This is a genomic window from Robinsoniella peoriensis (genome assembly GCF_000797495.1).
In the GTDB taxonomy this organism is placed as follows: Bacteria; Bacillota; Clostridia; order Lachnospirales; family Lachnospiraceae; genus Robinsoniella; species Robinsoniella peoriensis.
Map to the genome: position 1 here is coordinate 106,881 of NZ_JTGN01000016.1, position 17,480 is coordinate 124,360.

Sequence of the window (17,480 nt, forward strand, 5' to 3'; positions counted from 1 at the left end):
AGCGTGTCAGAAAGCAATTTTCAGACAAGTGCAAGGCCGCATTCAAATGCAAGTGCCATGTATTTTTCAGCATTTGACAGGCCATAGAGTTCCAGATCCCGCGGTTCCCAGCAATCGGAATCCAGGTTATCCGCCCCATATAAAAATTGAATGAAAGGGATATTTCGGAATTGTGAAACAGCCAGCATGGAGGCATATTCCATTTCCACACCGATGCAGCCATTTTTTCTTCTCTGGGCAATGCGGTCCGGTGTTTCTCTGTATATGGCATCTGTGGTCCAGATTTTTCCTTTTACATAGGAGCATCCGAATCTATCCAGACAAGAGGTCAGTACATCAGTTGTCCATCGTTCAGCAGACAGCTCAAAGGAAGCCGGAGCATAGTGATAGCTGGTGCCTTCGTCACGGACAGCAGAAGTAGGAACGATGAGTTTAGATCCTACGGCAGTATCATCCAGGACACCGCAGCACCCGAATAATACAAATTTCTGCGCACCCATGGCGACTATTTCTTCAAAGCCTGCAACGCAGGCGGGAGCACCAACTCTGGAAAGATAGAACGCAATATCCACGCCGCCATAACTGGTCTTATATACGGGCAGTGTTCCGTTAGCTGAGTACAGATGGGCAATTACCTCCACCCCATCTCTTGAGGCAAACTTCTCGATAATATCATTAGAAAAAGTGGAGATACAGATCCCGGGAAAATGCTCTATGGGTTTTATAAAATCACAGGGATTGATAAATGCGGTCCTGGATGAATCAAATTTTTCCAAAATTGCTGCCATAATAATCCTCCTTATTCAGTGAAATGAAATAGTTTTTAGGTTGTTTTAAAGTTGTTTTGAATTTGTTTTGTATCATGCGCCTTCAGGCGGCAGAAGCAATTCTTTGATCTGTCTTACAATGCGGTCCGGAATATCTTTGTCAAGGGGCATAAGACGGCTGTACATTCGTACACCCTGATAAGAAAATACAATCAGATCAAATACAGCCGGAATATCCACCTGTTTGAATTCCTGCTGCTCTATCCCATATTGGATTAATCTGCTCCACATTTCTTTAGACAGCAGATATTGTTCCAACAGGGCATTTGGAATATGTTCTGACTGGGGAAGGCTGTAAAATTCGTAGATGGCTACACTTAGCGAATTACCGGAATCCAACATTTCCAGGCGGTAACGTTCCAGAACGTCGTTAAGAATACAGATTGCAGATTCCTTCTTCTTGATTTTTTCTGAAAATTCATCTTCCTGGCGTTTTAATAGTTCTTCCAATATTTCAGCAAATATCTGGGACGTACTGTCGTAGTGGCGGTATAGCCCGCCGCGGCTGAGTCCTGTACATTCACAGATATCTTTCATGGTGACCTCTTTAAAACCCTTTTCCGCAAAAAGCGGATATGATTTCTTGAGAATTAGTCTGCGGGTTTCGGTTCCTCTTCTATTCATTTTTTACCCCCTGAATAGCGCAAGCCGGCTTGTGCTGTTCCTAAATTAGTAGTGTAAAAGCGATTTTCTTTATCATTAGATCAATCTTTGGTTATTATGAATTTAATAATGCGACACATGTGTCTCTTAAAAGAATTATAAGACACGTGTGTCGCAATGTCAAGAGGAATATCAGAAATAAAATATAGGGAGATATACGACACAAAATATATAAAAAATAAGTCATAAAAATATTCAGGTTTATTGATATTGCGGGAGTGGTGTGCTAAATTAGAAAGTAAGAATATTTTTATATATTTTCAAAACCGCAGCATTTATTACCGGAGATTGTTTGTGAGGAGGAACGTTATGATAACACAGGAAAATGCCTGCTATAAAAACGAGCTGTGGTGTGTCTATGAGTTAAAAGATGCCCAGGGAAATTATTATGAAGAAACCAGGCTGAAAATGAGAAAAGCAAGCCAGAACAATGAGTTTGTATGTCCGGACTGCGGAGAATACCTGGTTTTATGTGCGGGGAATAAAGTGGAACCTTATTTCCGGCACCATGAAAATGCGAATTGTCCCGTCCGCACCAATGGGCAGGGGAGCCGGCATCTGCTGGCTAGGCGGCTGCTGTTTCAGGCAGCGAAGAGAAGTTTTCCCAATGCAGAGATTACATGCAGCCGTCAGGGCGGTAAATATATATCGGATATATTTATAAAAGATGGGAATATGAAAATGGTATTGGAATATGCAGGACAGGATGTAAAACTGGAATTGTGGGAAAAGAAACATGCGTATTATAAAGAAGAGGGAATTATGGATCTCTGGTTTTTAAATGGGAAAAAATATGCAGATGATGTGCTGGCAACGTTTGAATATCTGATCTATTCTAATCAGGGAATTATTTTGCTGCTGGATATGGAAGATCAGGAGATTCGGCTGAAGCAGCGTTGTACCATACCTTTTAATCAGTCAGAAAGGGTATTTACAAAATCTTTTAAACTGGAAGAGATAACCATAGATCCGTCGGGTAAAATAAACTGCCCATTTGAAACCTGTAAAAACCAATTTATAGAAGATGTGGAAGAAATTTTAAAAAGTAAGAAAAGGGCGTATCAGTATAATGCTGACTCCGGAATATTTGATAAAAATCCTTACCGGGAGCGGGAAGCAGAAAAAGAGAGCGTACAGAAAATAGTTCAAAAATCAGGAGAAGTAATTGAAGTCAATCGGGAATATAAAAGGCTGCATATGGAAGCGGTGAAGGAAAGAGAAATCAGAAGGGACGGCGGAAAAAACTTTGAAAAGGATGGAACGCCCAGACAGGGTACGCTGGATGATAAGCTCCACAGGCGCAGTCTGACTTCTAAAGAAGGACCTTTGACAGTAAGAATGACGGCGATTGGAGAATCCTGGGATCTGCCCCAGTTAAAAGGGAACGAAGCCATGCTGCCAAAAGCAAGTACAAACCGGAAGTCCTATCTGGAAAGTCTGAATTTGAAACTGCAGAATATCCAGGATAGAAAAAAACAGGAGCTGCTCATATCAAAAGCCATAGAAAAAATAAATTCCGAATTGAAAATATATTCCTGGCATTGCTATAAGAGAGGCTGAGTTTAAAAGTCTGTGGTGATAATTTATAATATGACACACAGTTGTCATATTCTGTGTCGTAAACTATAGTTATAAAACAAGAAAACGACAAGACACCACAAATAAATGTATCAGGTAAAGGAGACAGGGCGATGGGATTAATAACGGTAAATATAGAAAATATTGATAAGGAGCATATCTGCTGTGCAATTTCAGATAAAAAAGGGGAAACCTGCGTATCATCTAAGAAAGCATGGATGAAGGAACGATTTGCAGATGGTTTGGTATTTCGTAAACTAAATGAAAGAGGAAAAGTCTTTATAGAATATATTCCGGCTGAAAAAGCGTGGTTACCGATGGAAGCTCCCAATTATCTGCATATTAACTGCTTTTGGGTATCCGGTCAGTTCAAAGGACAGGGGTATGCTGATCAACTGTTGGAATCCTGTATCCAAGAAGCACGGGAAAAGAAAATGAATGGTGTAACGGTATTATCAGCAAAGAAGAAAATGCCTTTTTTATCCGACCCCAAGTATTTAAAGTACAAAGGGTTTTTGACTGCCGATACTGCAGCACCGTATTATGAGCTTTTATATTTACCATTAAAAGAAAATGTACCGGTTCCCGGGTTTAAGGAATGCGCAAAGGCAGGAGAGACAGATGAAAAGGGCATGGTGCTCTACTATACCAATCAATGTCCTCATACGGATAAATATGCACCTTTCATTCAGAAAATAGCAAGAGAGCACGGTACCGATGTCAAACTGTGTAAAATAGAAACAACACAGCAGGCTCAAAATGCACCCTCTCCATTTACGACATACAGCTTTTTCCATGAGGGAAAATTTGTCACAAACGAGATACTGAGTGAAAAAAAGTTTTTGAAATTTTTAGAAGACCACGGTATGTTATAATAACAGAGCAACTGCTGCATCACAGGAGGAAAAGGAATGTCAGTAGAATATACCTGCAGTCAGCTGGTAACTATGATACATGCACCGATTCGTGTTATGGATAAAAATGGTATGATAATAATGAGCTATGGCGGCATGGAGGATCATGAGGATCCTCTGGTCAGCGATAGCTCATTTCGGATGGAATTACGGAAGAGAGAGCAGACAGGCATACCCTTAATTATTCAGGAGCCGTGTCAGATTTTATATGGAATCGTCTGGGATTCCCGTGATAATGCCTACGTGGCAGGACCGGTCTGCACAGGCCGTGCCGGAAGAGATGTGAGCCGCAGCCTGGCAAGAAAGCACAAAATGAATCACGAAGAAGCTTATCGTGTGGGTGAAGTGGATATGGAGACATTTGGTGCGGGCATTTTAATGTTAAACGGTTTATTAAATAATCAGGAAATTTCCCGTTATGAGCTTTGGCAGAGGAATGGATTAAAAGAAGAAAGCCTGGCTGGTTCCACAAAACAAATATCAGATGAAATATTTGACCGGCAGGAGAGGGCAGTTGCCCATAACCCATACAGTCAGGAAGTACGGGAAATGGACAGCATTCGAAAGGGAGACTGCATGATGCTGGAAAAGAGCCTGTCGGAAACTTATCCCGGCAAAGTGGGCAAACTTGCCAGAAGCGAGCTGCGACAGGCAAAAAATCTGGCAATCTGTGTCATTACACTTGCATCCAGAGCTGCAATTGAGGGGGGCATACTTCCGGAGCTTGCATTTACCATGGTTGATGGTTACATTCAGAAAATAGAAGATATGGGGAGCGTAATGGAAATAGGTGCCCTGATGCGAAAGGCAGAGTACAATTTTGCCTTCCAGGTGTGGGAAGTGAAGCAAAAAGGAGACATCAATCCTTTGGTAGAACGTGCAAAAGATTACATTTTTAGAAATATGCATGTGAAAATCAGTGTGCAGGATATGGCAATGGAATTGGGAATTCATGCAGATTACCTCTCGGATTTATTTCACCGGACGGAGGGAATCACCCTGCAGCGTTATATTATGCAGAATCGGATTCAACTAAGTGAAAATCTGCTGCGTTATACCGATTATTCAGCCAAAGAAATCGGGTATTACTTTGCATTTCATTCCCAAAGCCATTTCGGGAAGGTTTTTAAGGAAGTTACCGGGATGACTCCGGGGGAGTATCGAAAGAGATTTGCAGTTATGGGGAATGACATTTGCTTGCAAAAGTAGATTTCAGGCGTGTAAATATAAGATTAATAGTATTTATACAAGATTTGTGATATATATTGTAAATGCAGTCTGGTAAAATATCAGAAAATGATATTATACAGGAGGTTTTCTTTATGGATCAGATACTTTATGGAGCGGCTTATTATGATGAGTATATGCCCGTGGAACGGCTGGATCAGGATATTAAAATGATGAAGCAGGCGGGAATTAATGTGGTCAGGATTGCCGAATCTACCTGGAGTACTTGTGAACCCCAGGACGGCGTTTTTGATTTTACCCATGTGGAGCGGGTGATGGATGCTATGGAAGCAGCCGGCATATCTGTAATCATTGGCACCCCCACCTATGCAGTGCCGACCTGGATGGTAAAAGCTTATCCGGATGTACTGGCAACTACTGTTAAAGGTAAAGGAATGTATGGACCACGACAGATTATGGATATTACCAACCCGGTCTATCTCTTTTATTCCGAACGTATTATCCGTAAGCTGATGGAGTGTACTGCAAAGCGCAAATGCGTGATTGGCTATCAATTGGACAATGAAACCAAGTATTATGGAACTGCCGGAAAAAATGTACAGGAGCGGTTTGTAAAGTATTTAAGAAATAAATTTCACAATGATCTGAAAGCTATGAACCAGGCATTTGGTCTGGATTATTGGAGTAACCGTATTAATGCCTGGGAAGACTTTCCGGATGTCAGAGGCACAATTAATGGAAGCCTGGGAGCGGAGTTTGAGAAATTCCAGAGGTCTCTTGTGGTGGAATTTCTGGAATGGCAGTCGCAAATTGTTGCAGAGTATAAAAGAGAAAATCAGTTTGTTACACAAAACTTTGATTTTGAATGGAGAGGGTATTCCTATGGGGTACAGCCCGATGTAAATCATTATCAGGCAGCGAAATGCCTGAGCGTGGCAGGAACCGATATTTACCATCCTACCCAGGACGATCTGACCGGTGCAGAAATTGCTTTTGGCGGGGATTCTACCAGATCTCTTAAACAGGATAATTATCTGGTGCTGGAGACCGAAGCTCAGGGATTTCCATGCTGGGTGCCCTATCCCGGGCAGCTGAGGCTCCAGGCTTACAGCCACCTCGCCAGCGGTGCAAATGCAGTGATGTACTGGCATTGGCACTCCATTCATAATTCAATGGAGACTTACTGGAAAGGGTTGCTCAGTCATGATTTTAAGGAAAATGCAACCTATCAGGAAGCGGGAATTATAGGCAATGAGCTAAAAAGGATTGGGACAAAGCTGGTAAATTTAAAGAAGCGGAATAAGACGGCAATACTGGTAAGTAATGAATCCCTGACAGCACTGAAATGGTTCCCGATTGATATGGGAGCATCCACGGCGCCAAAGCTTTATTATAATGATGTGGTTCGCTGGATCTATGATGTACTGTATCAAAGCAATATAGAGTGTGACTTCATATTTCCGGAATCCGATAATCTGGAGCAGTATCAGGTACTGATCGTTCCGGCACTTTACAGTGCACCGTCAGTTCTTTTAGAGAGGATCAATTCCTTTGTGGACCAGGGCGGCCATCTGGTCACTACGTTTAAGAGCGGTTTTACAGATGAGAACGTAAAAGTACGCACTGAACAGCAGCCTGGGATTCTCAGTAAATGTCTGGGCGTAAATTACAGTCAATTTACCTTTCCGAAAAATGTGCGGTTGAAAAATAATATGCCGGATAATGACATGCTGGAGAACGTAATGTCGGAAGACAAATTAAATCAGCAAACCAATCTGGAAGTGAATGGGTTTATGGAATTATTAAAAACGGATACCGCAAAAGTGCTTGCATCTTACGAGCATGCGGCATGGAATGAATACGCAGCTGTTACGGTTAATGGATACGGAAAAGGGACTGCAGTTTATATTGGATGTATGACATCAGCGGAAGTATTGAAAAATATTATTAAATATACGTATCAAAATGCAGGCCTGTGGACAGCGGATCAACAAGTAGCATTTCCTATTATAATCCGAAGCGGGATAAACCAGCAGGGAAAAGAAATCCGTTATTATTTTAATTATTCACCGGAAGAAAGAACGGTAGAATACAGTCATCCCAAGGGGGTAGAATTGTTAAATCATAATTCTGTGGAACCGGGAGAGATAATTAATCTGAAACCCTGGGGGGCAGCAATTGTAGAAGAGGGCTCCAAAGACTAAATTCTAAAATATGCTTTGCTATTATCAACGATAATATGCATAGCATATTTTTTTGCGTTAAGGCAGGGCAGAAGGCTAAGAATATACAAACTTATCAGGTATTTGATGGTTTGCCGAAGAGAAAACTGGAGATAATGTTAAGTAATAAAAGAATCAGTAACATTACATATATTTTACATATTCTTAACCAAGCCCGGATAGAGAAAGAAAATCTGTACTGCTATGATACATAGTGCAGCGTGTTATCCCGAAAGCACAGTTAACGGCAGATACTGGAAGCGGCTGCAGTGAAATGGGTGCAGGATCCTGCAGATAACATGTGCGGATATCAGGTATCCGCAGTTATTTACGCAATACTGTACTATTAACAAAGGAGATATATGGAGCAGATTACCTATAAGAAAATCAAGGAATCAGAAGAAATAGGAGCATATATAAAAAAGGGAAATGACAATCTGGGTGTGCTGGGATATACGGAGCATTCTCTGAGTCATGCAGTAAAGGTAGCGCAGATCGCCGGAAGAATTTTAAAAGAACTGGGTTATAGCAAAAAGGACATTGAACTTGCTAAGATTGCCGGTTATATGCATGATATCGGCAACAGTATCAATCGGAATGACCATGCCCACAGCGGTGCAATTATGGCATTTACACTGCTTCGCCAGTACGATATTCCGCCGGAAGATGCAGCTACGATTGTCAGTGCCATAGGGCAGCATGATGAGAAGACAGGAACGGCAGTAGATGCAGTATCAGCTGCTGTCATATTGGCTGATAAGACAGATGTTAGAAGGAACCGTGTGAGAAATGCAGTGAAAGAAAGTTTTGATAAACACGACCGGGTAAACTATGCAGCAGTTACTTCAGAACTGACCATTCAGACTGAGACAAAGACAATCCAGCTAAGTGTGGAACTGGATGAAAGTATTTGTTCAATTATGGATTATTTTGAAATCTTTTTGCAGCGGATGCTGATGTGCAAGCGTGCAGCCGAAATGCTGGGGTCGAAGTTTAAGCTGACAGCGAATGGTCATAAAGTCTGTTAAACAGCAAATGTGAGAGGTCATATACAAGAGATAAGAAAATGAGGATGTGAGCCACATGAAAGATAAAGATATGAAAGATAGAGATATGAAAGATAAAGATATGAAAGATAAAGATAATAGAGATGTGAAAGATAAAGATACGAAAGATAAAGATATGAAAGATAAAGACATAAAAGATAAAGACATGAAAGATAAAGATAAAAAACATAAAGACATAAAAGATAAAGATATGAAAGGAAATGAGATGTCTTGCTTTGAAAACCGGGAATTATCCTGGCTGAAATTTAATGAACGTGTATTAGAAGAAGCTGCTGATCCAAAGGTGCCCACTTGTGAGCGCCTTACTTTTCTGTCCATTTTTCAGAGCAATTTGGATGAATTTTTTATGGTCAGGGTAGGTTCCCTACATGACCAGATGCTTTTATCAAAAGAAATCAGGGAAAATAAAACGCAGATGACCAGTAAGGAGCAGATGGAGGCCATTTTCAAACGGGTCAGGGAGTTGGGAAAAGCAAAAGACCAGATTTATGAGGAATTAATGCTACTTCTGGAAAAAGAAGAAATTCAAATGGTCAAAGTTAAAGAACTGACAACCGGGGAAATTGATTATTTGGAGCGCTACTTTGAACAGGAGATTATGCCGCTTCTATCCACCATGGTGGTAGGGAAAAAACAGCCGTTTCCATTTCTGAAAAATAACGAGATCTATGCTGCAGCAGTATTAGAAACAAAAACAGACCGTGAAAAATTTGGTATTGTTCCCTGCAGCAGTGAAGTATTCGGAAGACTCACGGCTATTCCGGGAAGAGCTGGAAGCTTCCTGCTGGTAGAAGAATTAATTCTTCATTTTCTGCCAAAAGTATTCAATAAATATCGGGTGAGTGCAAAGTCTCTGATTCGGATAACCAGAAATGCTGATATTGATGCAGATAGTATCTTTGATGAAGATCTGGATTATCGGGAGCATATGGCGGAGGTTGTAAAACTCAGAAGAAGACTTTGTCCCGTAAGGCTGGAATTGAGCAGGGAGCTGGATCATAAGATGACGGCTAAGCTGTGTGAACACCTGTTATTAAAAAAAGAGCAGGTATTTGTGTCCCAATCGCCAATAGATCTTTCTTTTGTATTCCAGATTCAGGATCAGCTTAGAATGAAAAGCGAATTGTTTTTTGAAAAAAGAATCCCTCAAAAATCACCTGCTGTAGATGAAAAAAGACCGGTCATCGATCAGATACTGGAGCATGACATGTTACTGTCTTATCCATACGAGAGCATCAGACCATTTATTATGATGCTGAATCAGGCAGCGGAGGACCCTTATGTTGTATCAATAAAAATGACTCTTTACCGCCTGGCTAAGCATAGTGAAGTCATTGGAGCCCTGGTAGAAGCCGCGGAAAACGGTAAGCAGGTAGATGTCCTGGTAGAGTTAAAAGCCAGGTTTGATGAGGAAAATAACATAGAGTGGTCCAGAAGGCTGGAAGAGGCCGGATGCCATGTCATCTATGGCGTGGACGGGCTAAAGGTACATTCCAAACTTTGTCTGATTACCAGGAAAAGAGAAGGACAGATTGAATATATTACACAGGTGGGAACTGGAAACTATAATGAAAAGACAGCCCGCCTCTATACGGATTTATCCCTGATGACTGCGGATAACAGAATAGGTATAGAGGCAGCCGGCGTCTTCCAGGCACTAGCTATGGGAGAAGTAGTGGAATCAGCAGAACATCTTCTGATAGCCCCCAAATGCCTGCAAAACAAAGTACTGGAAATGATGGATGAAGAAATCCGTGCAGCAAAAAATAACGAACAGGCATATATCGGGCTAAAATTAAATTCCCTGACAGATAAGAAAATTATTGATAAACTAATAGAGGCATCAAGGGCCGGAGTAAAGATAGAGATGATTGTACGGGGAATCTGCTGCCTGCGTTCCCGTATTCCGGGGCAGACAGATCAGATAAAGATAATCAGCATCGTTGGCAGATACCTGGAGCATTCCAGAATCTATATTTTTGGTGACAGGGATAGAGCAAAAATATATATAGCATCAGCTGATTTTATGACCAGGAATACACTGCGCAGAGTGGAAGTAGCAGTACCAATTTATGATACCCATCTAAAAGTGAGAATACATGAAATGTTTATTACAATGCTAAATGATAATGTAAAAGCAAGAGAGCAAATGGAAGATGGTTCCTATCAGAAAGTGGCAGCATCAGAAGTAGCGCTGGATTCCCAGAAGCTGTTTTATCAGGTTGCTTACCAGCATACAAATAAGCAGTAAAATGCCGGAGGACCACGAAATTAAAAGCGTTGTGGTCCTCCATTAGAAATAATTTAAAAAAATTCAAATTAAGTATTGACAAATCTTAGAAATCATTGTAGAATTATCTACGTTGCTGAACGGAACAAATACAGAAAAGCAAACAACAGGAACAGCAGTCTTTAAGCCCAGATAGCTCAGTCGGTAGAGCAGAGGACTGAAAATCCTCGTGTCGCTGGTTCGATTCCGGCTCTGGGCATTGCGAAAGCAAAAGCAACACACAATTTCATATGCGGGTGTAGTTCAATGGTAGAACACTAGCCTTCCAAGCTAGATACGTGGGTTCGATTCCCATCACCCGCTTTTCATCGAAAGATGATTATGCGCGAGTGGCTCAGTTGGTGGAGCGCGACCTTGCCAAGGTCGAGGCCGCGGGTTCGAGTCCCGTCTCGCGCTTTTGTTTTGCCCTGAAAACTAAGGTTTTCGGGGCTTTTTCTTGTTAGGGCATGGCCCTGTTCTCCATTGAGGAGTTTTTCGTTGATCCGAAAAACGGAACTTTGGAGAACAAATAAACCACCTGCTCTGCGGGTGGTTGGAATAGCTTTAGCGTTGTGTAAAAAACCTCCAATGATATAATAAAAATAGGTTCGCCAACCGTTTTATAAATCAAAGGAGGTAGTCCAAATGGACAATAATAGTTTAGCACACACAAMGTGGAATTGTAAGTACCATATAGTTTTTGCACCGAAATATAGAAGAAAAATTATATATGGCGAGTTGAAAMAGGATATTGCAAATATCTTAAGTATGTTATGCAAGCGCAAAGAAGTGCATATTGTGGAGGCAGAAATCTGTCCAGATCATGTTCATATGTTAGTAGAAATACCGCCAAAGATAAGTGTGTCAGATTTTGTAGGGTATTTAAAGGGAAAAAGTACCTTAATGATATATGAGAGACATGCTAATCTCAAATATAAGTATGGAAATAGACACTTTTGGTGCAGAGGATACTATGTAGATACAGTAGGAAAAAATGCAAAAAARATAGARGAGTATATTCGGAATCAACTRAAGGAAGATTTGGAATATGATCAAATGTCTTTGAAGGAGTATATTGACCCGTTTACGGGTGAGCCAGTAAACAAAAGCAAAAAGAAATAAGCCCAAGGGGCTTAGCAGGTAACTGACGTTGCGGCTGGCGAACCTTTCGATGAGTCTTTAGACTCCAGTACCGGAAACGAGCCCTTATAGGGCGGAAAACAAACCACCGGCTAAGCCGGTGGTACTGATTTTATTCCACTTTATTCCACTTGTTTATTAAAGATATCATTATGCTAATGTTTCCACTTCTGTTTGCTCGTTAACATAAAATATTTCTGTCTGGCTTGTTTTTTTTAACTGGTTTTGTATATTTTTTCTTATTAATCTCAAATTCCTTATATTGATTGATTTCAACGAATCCTTTTCGTTTGTAGTAATCCAGCAGCTGCTTTCAATGGTAGCCATATTGTTGTATTGCTTCCGTGTTAGTTGTTTCGATTCTATTTTTTCCAATGCCCATTTTTCCAGGTAGAGTGAGGTTAGCTCCCTGACTGGTTTATGCACGATTTCATCATTCATGTAGTATCGTTTCCATTCAGAGTGTAACCGCTGGGCGTTGTTATTACTATTTGATTGTAACATTTTGTAATTTAACCATTCATCATAGATTGAGTAAAGTGTAACTTGTTCCGACCTTTCTTTTTCTTTGTAGAAATTTACTACATCTTGTTCAACGTCTTCTTTCTTTTTGTGTTTAAAATATTTCTTTTTTTATGCGCTGCATCAGTCCATACATAGGTGTAGTACCTTGTGTCTTTGCCTTGCATCTGTTCAATTTTACACACTGTATTAATGTGATTATTTAACATATCTTGTCTTTTGCTTGCTTTGCGCTCGTAAAAAGATTTAAGAAATAGATAATCTTTGATGATAGAGAGTAACAATTACAAATTTAAAAAAAGTGGTAAGTATGACGATTCAAAAAAGTGGTAAGTATGGCGATTCAAAAAATTTAAAGGGAATTCTTGTTGATTAAATAAAAATATGCTAGAATAATATAGATCAACCGTGTGCAGGGTGTTTGACCTCTATTCTTTAGGAATGGAGGTGGTGCCTATGAAGAATCAGAATAATAAAAATTTTGATTTTAAGGACTTGATGACCTTTGGTCTATTCCTTTTGGCATTACTTACATTCGTTTTTACGTTTTGTAGGTAATCGATACATAGAAAAACCACCCTGAACTTGACCGGAATGGGTGGCTTTTCTATCCTTAATGAGGTCAACCACCATGTGGGCGGTTGTTTCTTTAATGTCATTATAGCATAGCTTTAAATAAATGTTAAGCCCCTATTTATTGTTCTTGTAATCAGATTTATTTCAAATCGACCTGAGGACGAAACAATATCCCATCTCTCAAAAATTAAACAATTCATATAGGCTATGATTTTTCTTTTATTCCACTTGTAAATCGTTATGACACACCTGATCTTTGACTATGTTCCTTTTCTGCTTCTGTTGAAATAATGTAACATTGTGCCGTAGTTGTGATATCGGAATGTCTGCGATATCGCTGGTCCTCATTCCTGCTACATGTAAGACTGTGGTATCTGTCTTTCTGAGCAGATGTGGATGAACTCTGTCAGGTTCAACTCCGGCTCTTTCGGTCAGAGGTACTTCCAGGTTGGAATGTGCAGTCTTTGTTGTACCAATATCATAAACCTGTCTGCGACTTCTACCCTGCTTGTCACGCTTATAAAACTGGCAGACCGTCTTTGAAATATCCAATATCTCATTTTCAAATTCTACGTCATTCCAGTTAAGTGCTAAGACATAAAAAGAACTCATTAATACATAATGAAAGTTTTTGCCCTGAATATAAGGTAATATTAAAAAAATTACCGAATAAGGGAGAAATGGTTATGAATATGAAAAATTCGTTGCCATTTACAAATGTGTCTGATCGAAAACAAATAGGTGTTGCCATAACGGGTAGGCGAGCCCTCTAACAGAGGGACTGAACCTTCTGATTACATAGAAATCTCCACAAGGGGAAATCTGGGAAAAGGGGCTGGCTTTATGAGTGATTTTGAACTGCTCTCCATTGTCTTAATGATTCTTGGAATCATTGTGTCAATCTTAGTAGCCTACATAAACCACACAAAAAAGTGACCGCCCCAGTCGAAAGGTAAGGTCACTTTTTTTAAACTTTAAATTAGGCTGACCGTCTATCGGCAACACCCTTTTTGTATTTACATCTTATCTGAGTCTTAAAGTAATGTCAATTCATAATATTTAACTATGTTTGATTATTAGAAGAAAAGAGGATCAGTCAATTTTAATGTCCCAAGCAGTAACAGAAACGAGTACAAAGGTAAGCAGTTTCCGGTATGTGCATGCCTTTTTATTGACCGTCATTCTGCAAAGATCAGATATAACCCCAAAATACAATCAGTGACAACAGAATTAAAATATATTATAATGTCTTTAATCCAGATCATGGCAGGTAGTGGATAAGAAATGTAATGTAAAGAGCACCCGCCTGACAGCTTCAATCAGCGGTCTGTAACCTTAATTTCAGGATCGTAATGTAACCCCGCTACGAATCCAAATTGAGTGGCTGCATTCAGCATATTGGAAAAATCAGTCAGGTTCAAGCATCTTTCGGACACGTTTTCCTGTGTGTCTTAATATTCGTGGATGGGAGTAGTAATGAGATCGTTGCGGCGTTTGTCAACGCCTAAGGAAAGGTAACGGCTAAAGTTGTGCTGCAGAGTCACAGCAGCGAATGCAGATAATATAATGTATAATTGTAAAGTTACGGTAATATAAAGGGCATTAAAGTAAAAAGCTGGGATAGTTGAGATGCTTTATAAGGAGATTTAAGGGAACGTAAAAATTTGAAAGATAAAGGCAGCCGCAATACGGTAGGGTGTTAGATTCGTTAGAATGTCCCTGGTGTATGACAGCTGCCTTTATGTATCTGATATTTATAAAAATATTCCATTAAATATATAAGTTATGCGCTTCTTTCAAATTTCTCCAATATCTGTTGTATTGCATATTCTGTATCTTTGTTATGGGGATTTTGCGCGATGTCATCATTAAGGAAGTCAGGTACTAATTCAATAAATCGGGAAAGTTCCGATGCACTGGAAGCCTGTAAATAATGAAAATAAAAACTGGTATCTGTCATAGTGGCTAAATCTGTTAGATTTCTTGCTAATACATGGTTATCCATCGATAGTTGTTATCCTCCTTATATTTATATTGATAAATACTACTTTATACTATTTTATACGAATAGTCAATATTATATCGCAGATAATGCTATATTAGGAGATGAGGTGGTATGCAATGGGAGAAATGAAACCTTTAAAAGCAAAAGTAAGTATTACACTGGATGAAGATATTATAGTTGAGCTAAAGCAGTTGGCTGAGAAAGAAGACCGTTCTTTAAGCCAGTTTATAAATCGCATACTAAAAGGATATCTTAAAAGTGAAGAGAATTATCAAAAATAAGGTAATACACAATATTTTAAGAGTGTAATCAAAAAAGGAACGTTTCAGAACATTGGAATGTTCCTTTTTTCAATCCCAGAAAGTACCATTGTCTTGATGTGACAACTATGATAATATATGTTTTGTAACATAAACGTAACACAAATGTAACAAATAAGAAAGTGAGGTAGTAATATGTTATCAGCATTATTAGCAACTGCAATAATTGGGGCACCTGTAATGGATATGGATGCCGGAAAATTAAATGCGGCTCTGGAACAGGCAAAAGCAAATGGGTGTGCAATTGTACAACAGATAGATATATCCAACAGCGACATTAAAGCTGAGTTGGAAAAGCTGGGAATTAATATTTCGGAGATTACAAATTGCCCTGATATTAATAACCCGGAGACAGAGACCCCGGAAACAAATGCGCCGGAAACGAATGCGCCGGAGACAGAAGCCCCGGAAACAAATGCTCCGGAAACAAATGTTCCGGAAACAAATGCGCCGGAGACAGAAGCCCCGGAAACGAATGTCCCGGAAACAAATGCTCCGGAAACGAATGCGCCAGAGACTAATGCCCCGGAAACAGACGGAAGCCAGGATGTCAGTGCAGCCAGAAAAGTTGCGGACCTGGTAAATCAGGAGCGTGCAAAAGCCGGACTTGCTCCATTAGAAGTAAAAGTGAACCTGCAGACAGCAGCACAGTTACGTGCAAAAGAAATTGAAAAATCATTTTCTCATACAAGACCAAATGGCAGCAGTTTTAGTACCGTATTGTCAGAAAATGGCGTTGATTACAGAGGATCAGGTGAGAATATTGCCTGGGGACAGAGAAGTCCGGAAGAAGTAATGAACGGCTGGATGAATTCAGATGGACATCGTGCAAATATTTTAAATAAAAACTTTAAGTATATTGGTGTAGGTTATCATGTGAACAGTAATGGCACAGGATACTGGACACAGTTATTTACTTATTAATCTCTATATGTTTTTTGGCAGATAGACCCCTAATTACGATATTGACATAGACACAACCCCTGAAATACCCTGTGAAATTCTCTTACAGACAGAAGAGAATTTTACAGGGTATTTTTAATAAAATTATGTGGCATTAGCCAGAACCTTGATTTTGATAACGTTAACAAGATTGATACATAAGGTAAATAGTTTATCAAATGCTATGCTGAACAATGTACCAAATAAATTATTAATGATTCGAAACAGTATTGCATTTATTAATCCAAACTGAGGAACTACAATGGAGATAGCACCAAAACAGTTAAATGCGCTCTGCCATTTATATGAACTGCATAATCCAAGTACCAGACCGCCGAAAATTCCGATAAAAGGAATGAAAGTATCCGGCAAAAAGTAATAAACGACGCCAAATGCAATACTGCCTATAATTACAAATGGAGCTCTCCTGCAGGCACGGAACGTCAGATCATGGGTAAAGGGCTGTAACAGTGACATGCAGGCAATACCCACCCAGATAGGTCTTGAAAAATGCAGAATTTCAGCAAGAAACAGGGATAGGGAAATTCCCAATGCCATTTTCAATTGCCATTGTGTGCGCAGCGTTCCCAAATTGAATTCTTTAAATAAGTCCTTAAATGAACGGCGGTATATTATTTTGTAGTGTTTGTGATAGAAAACAGCAGCGACGATAATACCACCGAATAAAAGTCCTGCTATCCTTTTCAGATAGGCATCTCCGGTTACGTCATAGCCCATCAGCAGCAGGTATCCAAGAATAATCGTGGAGTGGTTAGACATTATAATATTATGGCAGGATAAAATCAGAAGGGTTATAATGCAAATTAGGTTTATGATAAGACCGGCTCCGGGAGAAACCTTGGAAGCCAATTGCGGACCAACAGCCAGAATGAGAAAAGAGGCAATTAAGGTTAACGCTGCATGATTCGCCTTTATACCCAGATCTGCTTTTTCAAAGACCATCACGGCAATTACAGTAATTACACCAACAATACTGTTATCAGGGCCAAACAGTGCGGTAAACAGCAGGACTACAATCATGCAAAATAAAACTGTAGATACAATTTTAAGCCCATATGCAAAGCTATATCGCATTTTTTCTTTTTTATCCCGGGTATCTTTAATCAATGATTTTACTTTTGCAGTATCCATGCGCATTACACTATATGTATTCATATTATATACTCCTTTCGAACCAGAGACAGCAGACTGAAAATTGCCATCTGGAAATTATTAAGAATTTTGCA

General features: G+C 39.8%; 15 protein-coding genes and 3 tRNA genes. 12 read left to right on the forward strand and 6 right to left on the reverse strand.

Annotated elements, in window-relative coordinates:
* Nucleotides 1-20: 20 nt before the first annotated feature.
* Nucleotides 21-788: a nucleoside phosphorylase gene (locus QR40_RS25010; RefSeq protein ID WP_044297277.1), complete on the reverse strand. Its 768-nt coding sequence runs from the start codon at nucleotides 786-788 to the stop codon at nucleotides 21-23.
* Nucleotides 789-860: 72 nt separating this feature from the next.
* The gene (locus QR40_RS25015; protein ID WP_044297278.1) at nucleotides 861-1,451 is read right to left on the reverse strand and encodes a TetR/AcrR family transcriptional regulator; all 591 of its coding nucleotides are present in this window, start codon (nucleotides 1,449-1,451) and stop codon (nucleotides 861-863) included.
* 348 nt (nucleotides 1,452-1,799) lie between these two features.
* Here QR40_RS25015 and QR40_RS25020 point away from each other — a divergent pair, with 348 nt between their 5' ends.
* The 10 genes from QR40_RS25020 (at nucleotide 1,800) to tnpA (ending at nucleotide 11,850) form a co-directional block, all read left to right on the forward strand.
* Complete coding sequence (locus QR40_RS25020) at nucleotides 1,800-3,050, forward strand: competence protein CoiA family protein (protein ID WP_044297279.1); 1,251 nt, start codon at nucleotides 1,800-1,802, stop codon at nucleotides 3,048-3,050.
* Nucleotides 3,051-3,181: 131 nt separating this feature from the next.
* Nucleotides 3,182-3,943 (forward strand): N-acetyltransferase, encoded by a 762-nt coding sequence (locus QR40_RS25025; RefSeq protein ID WP_044297280.1) that lies wholly within the window; start codon nucleotides 3,182-3,184, stop codon nucleotides 3,941-3,943.
* 36 nt (nucleotides 3,944-3,979) lie between these two features.
* Nucleotides 3,980-5,191, forward strand: coding sequence for a helix-turn-helix domain-containing protein (locus QR40_RS25030; protein ID WP_044297281.1), 1,212 nt, complete (start codon nucleotides 3,980-3,982; stop codon nucleotides 5,189-5,191).
* A gap of 113 nt (nucleotides 5,192-5,304) precedes the next feature.
* The gene (locus QR40_RS25035; RefSeq protein ID WP_044297282.1) at nucleotides 5,305-7,374 is read left to right on the forward strand and encodes a beta-galactosidase; all 2,070 of its coding nucleotides are present in this window, start codon (nucleotides 5,305-5,307) and stop codon (nucleotides 7,372-7,374) included.
* A 380-nt stretch (nucleotides 7,375-7,754) separates the two neighbouring features.
* Entirely contained in the window at nucleotides 7,755-8,420 is a 666-nt protein-coding gene (locus QR40_RS25040; RefSeq protein ID WP_044297283.1) for an HD domain-containing protein, read from the forward strand.
* A 55-nt stretch (nucleotides 8,421-8,475) separates the two neighbouring features.
* Complete coding sequence (gene ppk1 / locus QR40_RS25045; RefSeq protein WP_330373892.1) at nucleotides 8,476-10,710, forward strand: polyphosphate kinase 1; 2,235 nt, start codon at nucleotides 8,476-8,478, stop codon at nucleotides 10,708-10,710.
* 165 nt (nucleotides 10,711-10,875) lie between these two features.
* Nucleotides 10,876-10,948, forward strand: a tRNA-Phe gene (locus tag QR40_RS25050).
* 33 nt (nucleotides 10,949-10,981) lie between these two features.
* Nucleotides 10,982-11,052, forward strand: a tRNA-Gly gene (locus tag QR40_RS25055).
* A gap of 20 nt (nucleotides 11,053-11,072) precedes the next feature.
* Nucleotides 11,073-11,145: transfer RNA gene (locus QR40_RS25060), tRNA-Gly, on the forward strand.
* Between the two features lie 228 nt (nucleotides 11,146-11,373).
* Complete coding sequence (tnpA, locus tag QR40_RS25065; RefSeq protein WP_044297285.1) at nucleotides 11,374-11,850, forward strand: IS200/IS605 family transposase; 477 nt, start codon at nucleotides 11,374-11,376, stop codon at nucleotides 11,848-11,850.
* A 168-nt stretch (nucleotides 11,851-12,018) separates the two neighbouring features.
* Here tnpA and QR40_RS25070 read toward each other — a convergent pair whose 3' ends face one another.
* The 3 genes from QR40_RS25070 to QR40_RS25080 form a co-directional block, all read right to left on the reverse strand.
* Nucleotides 12,019-12,309 (reverse strand): hypothetical protein, encoded by a 291-nt coding sequence (locus tag QR40_RS25070; protein ID WP_044297286.1) that lies wholly within the window; start codon nucleotides 12,307-12,309, stop codon nucleotides 12,019-12,021.
* A gap of 876 nt (nucleotides 12,310-13,185) precedes the next feature.
* Nucleotides 13,186-13,578, reverse strand: a complete 393-nt coding sequence (locus QR40_RS25075; protein WP_044297290.1) for a site-specific integrase — start codon at nucleotides 13,576-13,578, stop codon at nucleotides 13,186-13,188.
* 1,171 nt (nucleotides 13,579-14,749) lie between these two features.
* Entirely contained in the window at nucleotides 14,750-14,971 is a 222-nt protein-coding gene (locus QR40_RS25080) for a hypothetical protein (protein WP_027293012.1), read from the reverse strand.
* A gap of 116 nt (nucleotides 14,972-15,087) precedes the next feature.
* Between QR40_RS25080 and QR40_RS25085 the strand changes: the two genes are divergently transcribed.
* Nucleotides 15,088-15,252 (forward strand): ribbon-helix-helix domain-containing protein, encoded by a 165-nt coding sequence (locus QR40_RS25085; protein ID WP_330373893.1) that lies wholly within the window; start codon nucleotides 15,088-15,090, stop codon nucleotides 15,250-15,252.
* 174 nt (nucleotides 15,253-15,426) lie between these two features.
* Nucleotides 15,427-16,215, forward strand: a complete 789-nt coding sequence (locus tag QR40_RS25090) for a CAP domain-containing protein (protein WP_052431050.1) — start codon at nucleotides 15,427-15,429, stop codon at nucleotides 16,213-16,215.
* A 123-nt stretch (nucleotides 16,216-16,338) separates the two neighbouring features.
* On the opposite strand, the gene QR40_RS25095 is transcribed toward QR40_RS25090, so the two are convergent.
* A complete protein-coding gene (locus tag QR40_RS25095) occupies nucleotides 16,339-17,409 on the reverse strand; it encodes an FUSC family protein (protein WP_044297292.1) in 1,071 nt (356 codons plus the stop codon).
* Nucleotides 17,410-17,480: the final 71 nt, after the last annotated feature.

Excerpts from the sequence above, each read along its gene's own strand:
- QR40_RS25075 (WP_044297290.1), bottom strand. The coding sequence starts at position 13,578 with ATGAGTTCTTTTTATGTCTTAGCACTTAACTGGAATGACGTAGAATTT.
- QR40_RS25095 (WP_044297292.1), bottom strand. The coding sequence starts at position 17,409 with ATGAATACATATAGTGTAATGCGCATGGATACTGCAAAAGTAAAATCA.
- QR40_RS25020 (WP_044297279.1), top strand. The coding sequence starts at position 1,800 with ATGATAACACAGGAAAATGCCTGCTATAAAAACGAGCTGTGGTGTGTC.
- QR40_RS25010 (WP_044297277.1), bottom strand. The coding sequence starts at position 788 with ATGGCAGCAATTTTGGAAAAATTTGATTCATCCAGGACCGCATTTATC.
- QR40_RS25015 (WP_044297278.1), bottom strand. The coding sequence starts at position 1,451 with ATGAATAGAAGAGGAACCGAAACCCGCAGACTAATTCTCAAGAAATCA.
- QR40_RS25030 (WP_044297281.1), top strand. The coding sequence starts at position 3,980 with ATGTCAGTAGAATATACCTGCAGTCAGCTGGTAACTATGATACATGCA.
- QR40_RS25085 (WP_330373893.1), top strand. The coding sequence starts at position 15,088 with ATGGGAGAAATGAAACCTTTAAAAGCAAAAGTAAGTATTACACTGGAT.
- QR40_RS25025 (WP_044297280.1), top strand. The coding sequence starts at position 3,182 with ATGGGATTAATAACGGTAAATATAGAAAATATTGATAAGGAGCATATC.
- QR40_RS25090 (WP_052431050.1), top strand. The coding sequence starts at position 15,427 with ATGTTATCAGCATTATTAGCAACTGCAATAATTGGGGCACCTGTAATG.
- ppk1 (WP_330373892.1), top strand. The coding sequence starts at position 8,476 with ATGAAAGATAAAGATATGAAAGATAGAGATATGAAAGATAAAGATATG.
- QR40_RS25070 (WP_044297286.1), bottom strand. The coding sequence starts at position 12,309 with ATGAATGATGAAATCGTGCATAAACCAGTCAGGGAGCTAACCTCACTC.
- QR40_RS25040 (WP_044297283.1), top strand. The coding sequence starts at position 7,755 with ATGGAGCAGATTACCTATAAGAAAATCAAGGAATCAGAAGAAATAGGA.
- QR40_RS25080 (WP_027293012.1), bottom strand. The coding sequence starts at position 14,971 with ATGGATAACCATGTATTAGCAAGAAATCTAACAGATTTAGCCACTATG.
- QR40_RS25035 (WP_044297282.1), top strand. The coding sequence starts at position 5,305 with ATGGATCAGATACTTTATGGAGCGGCTTATTATGATGAGTATATGCCC.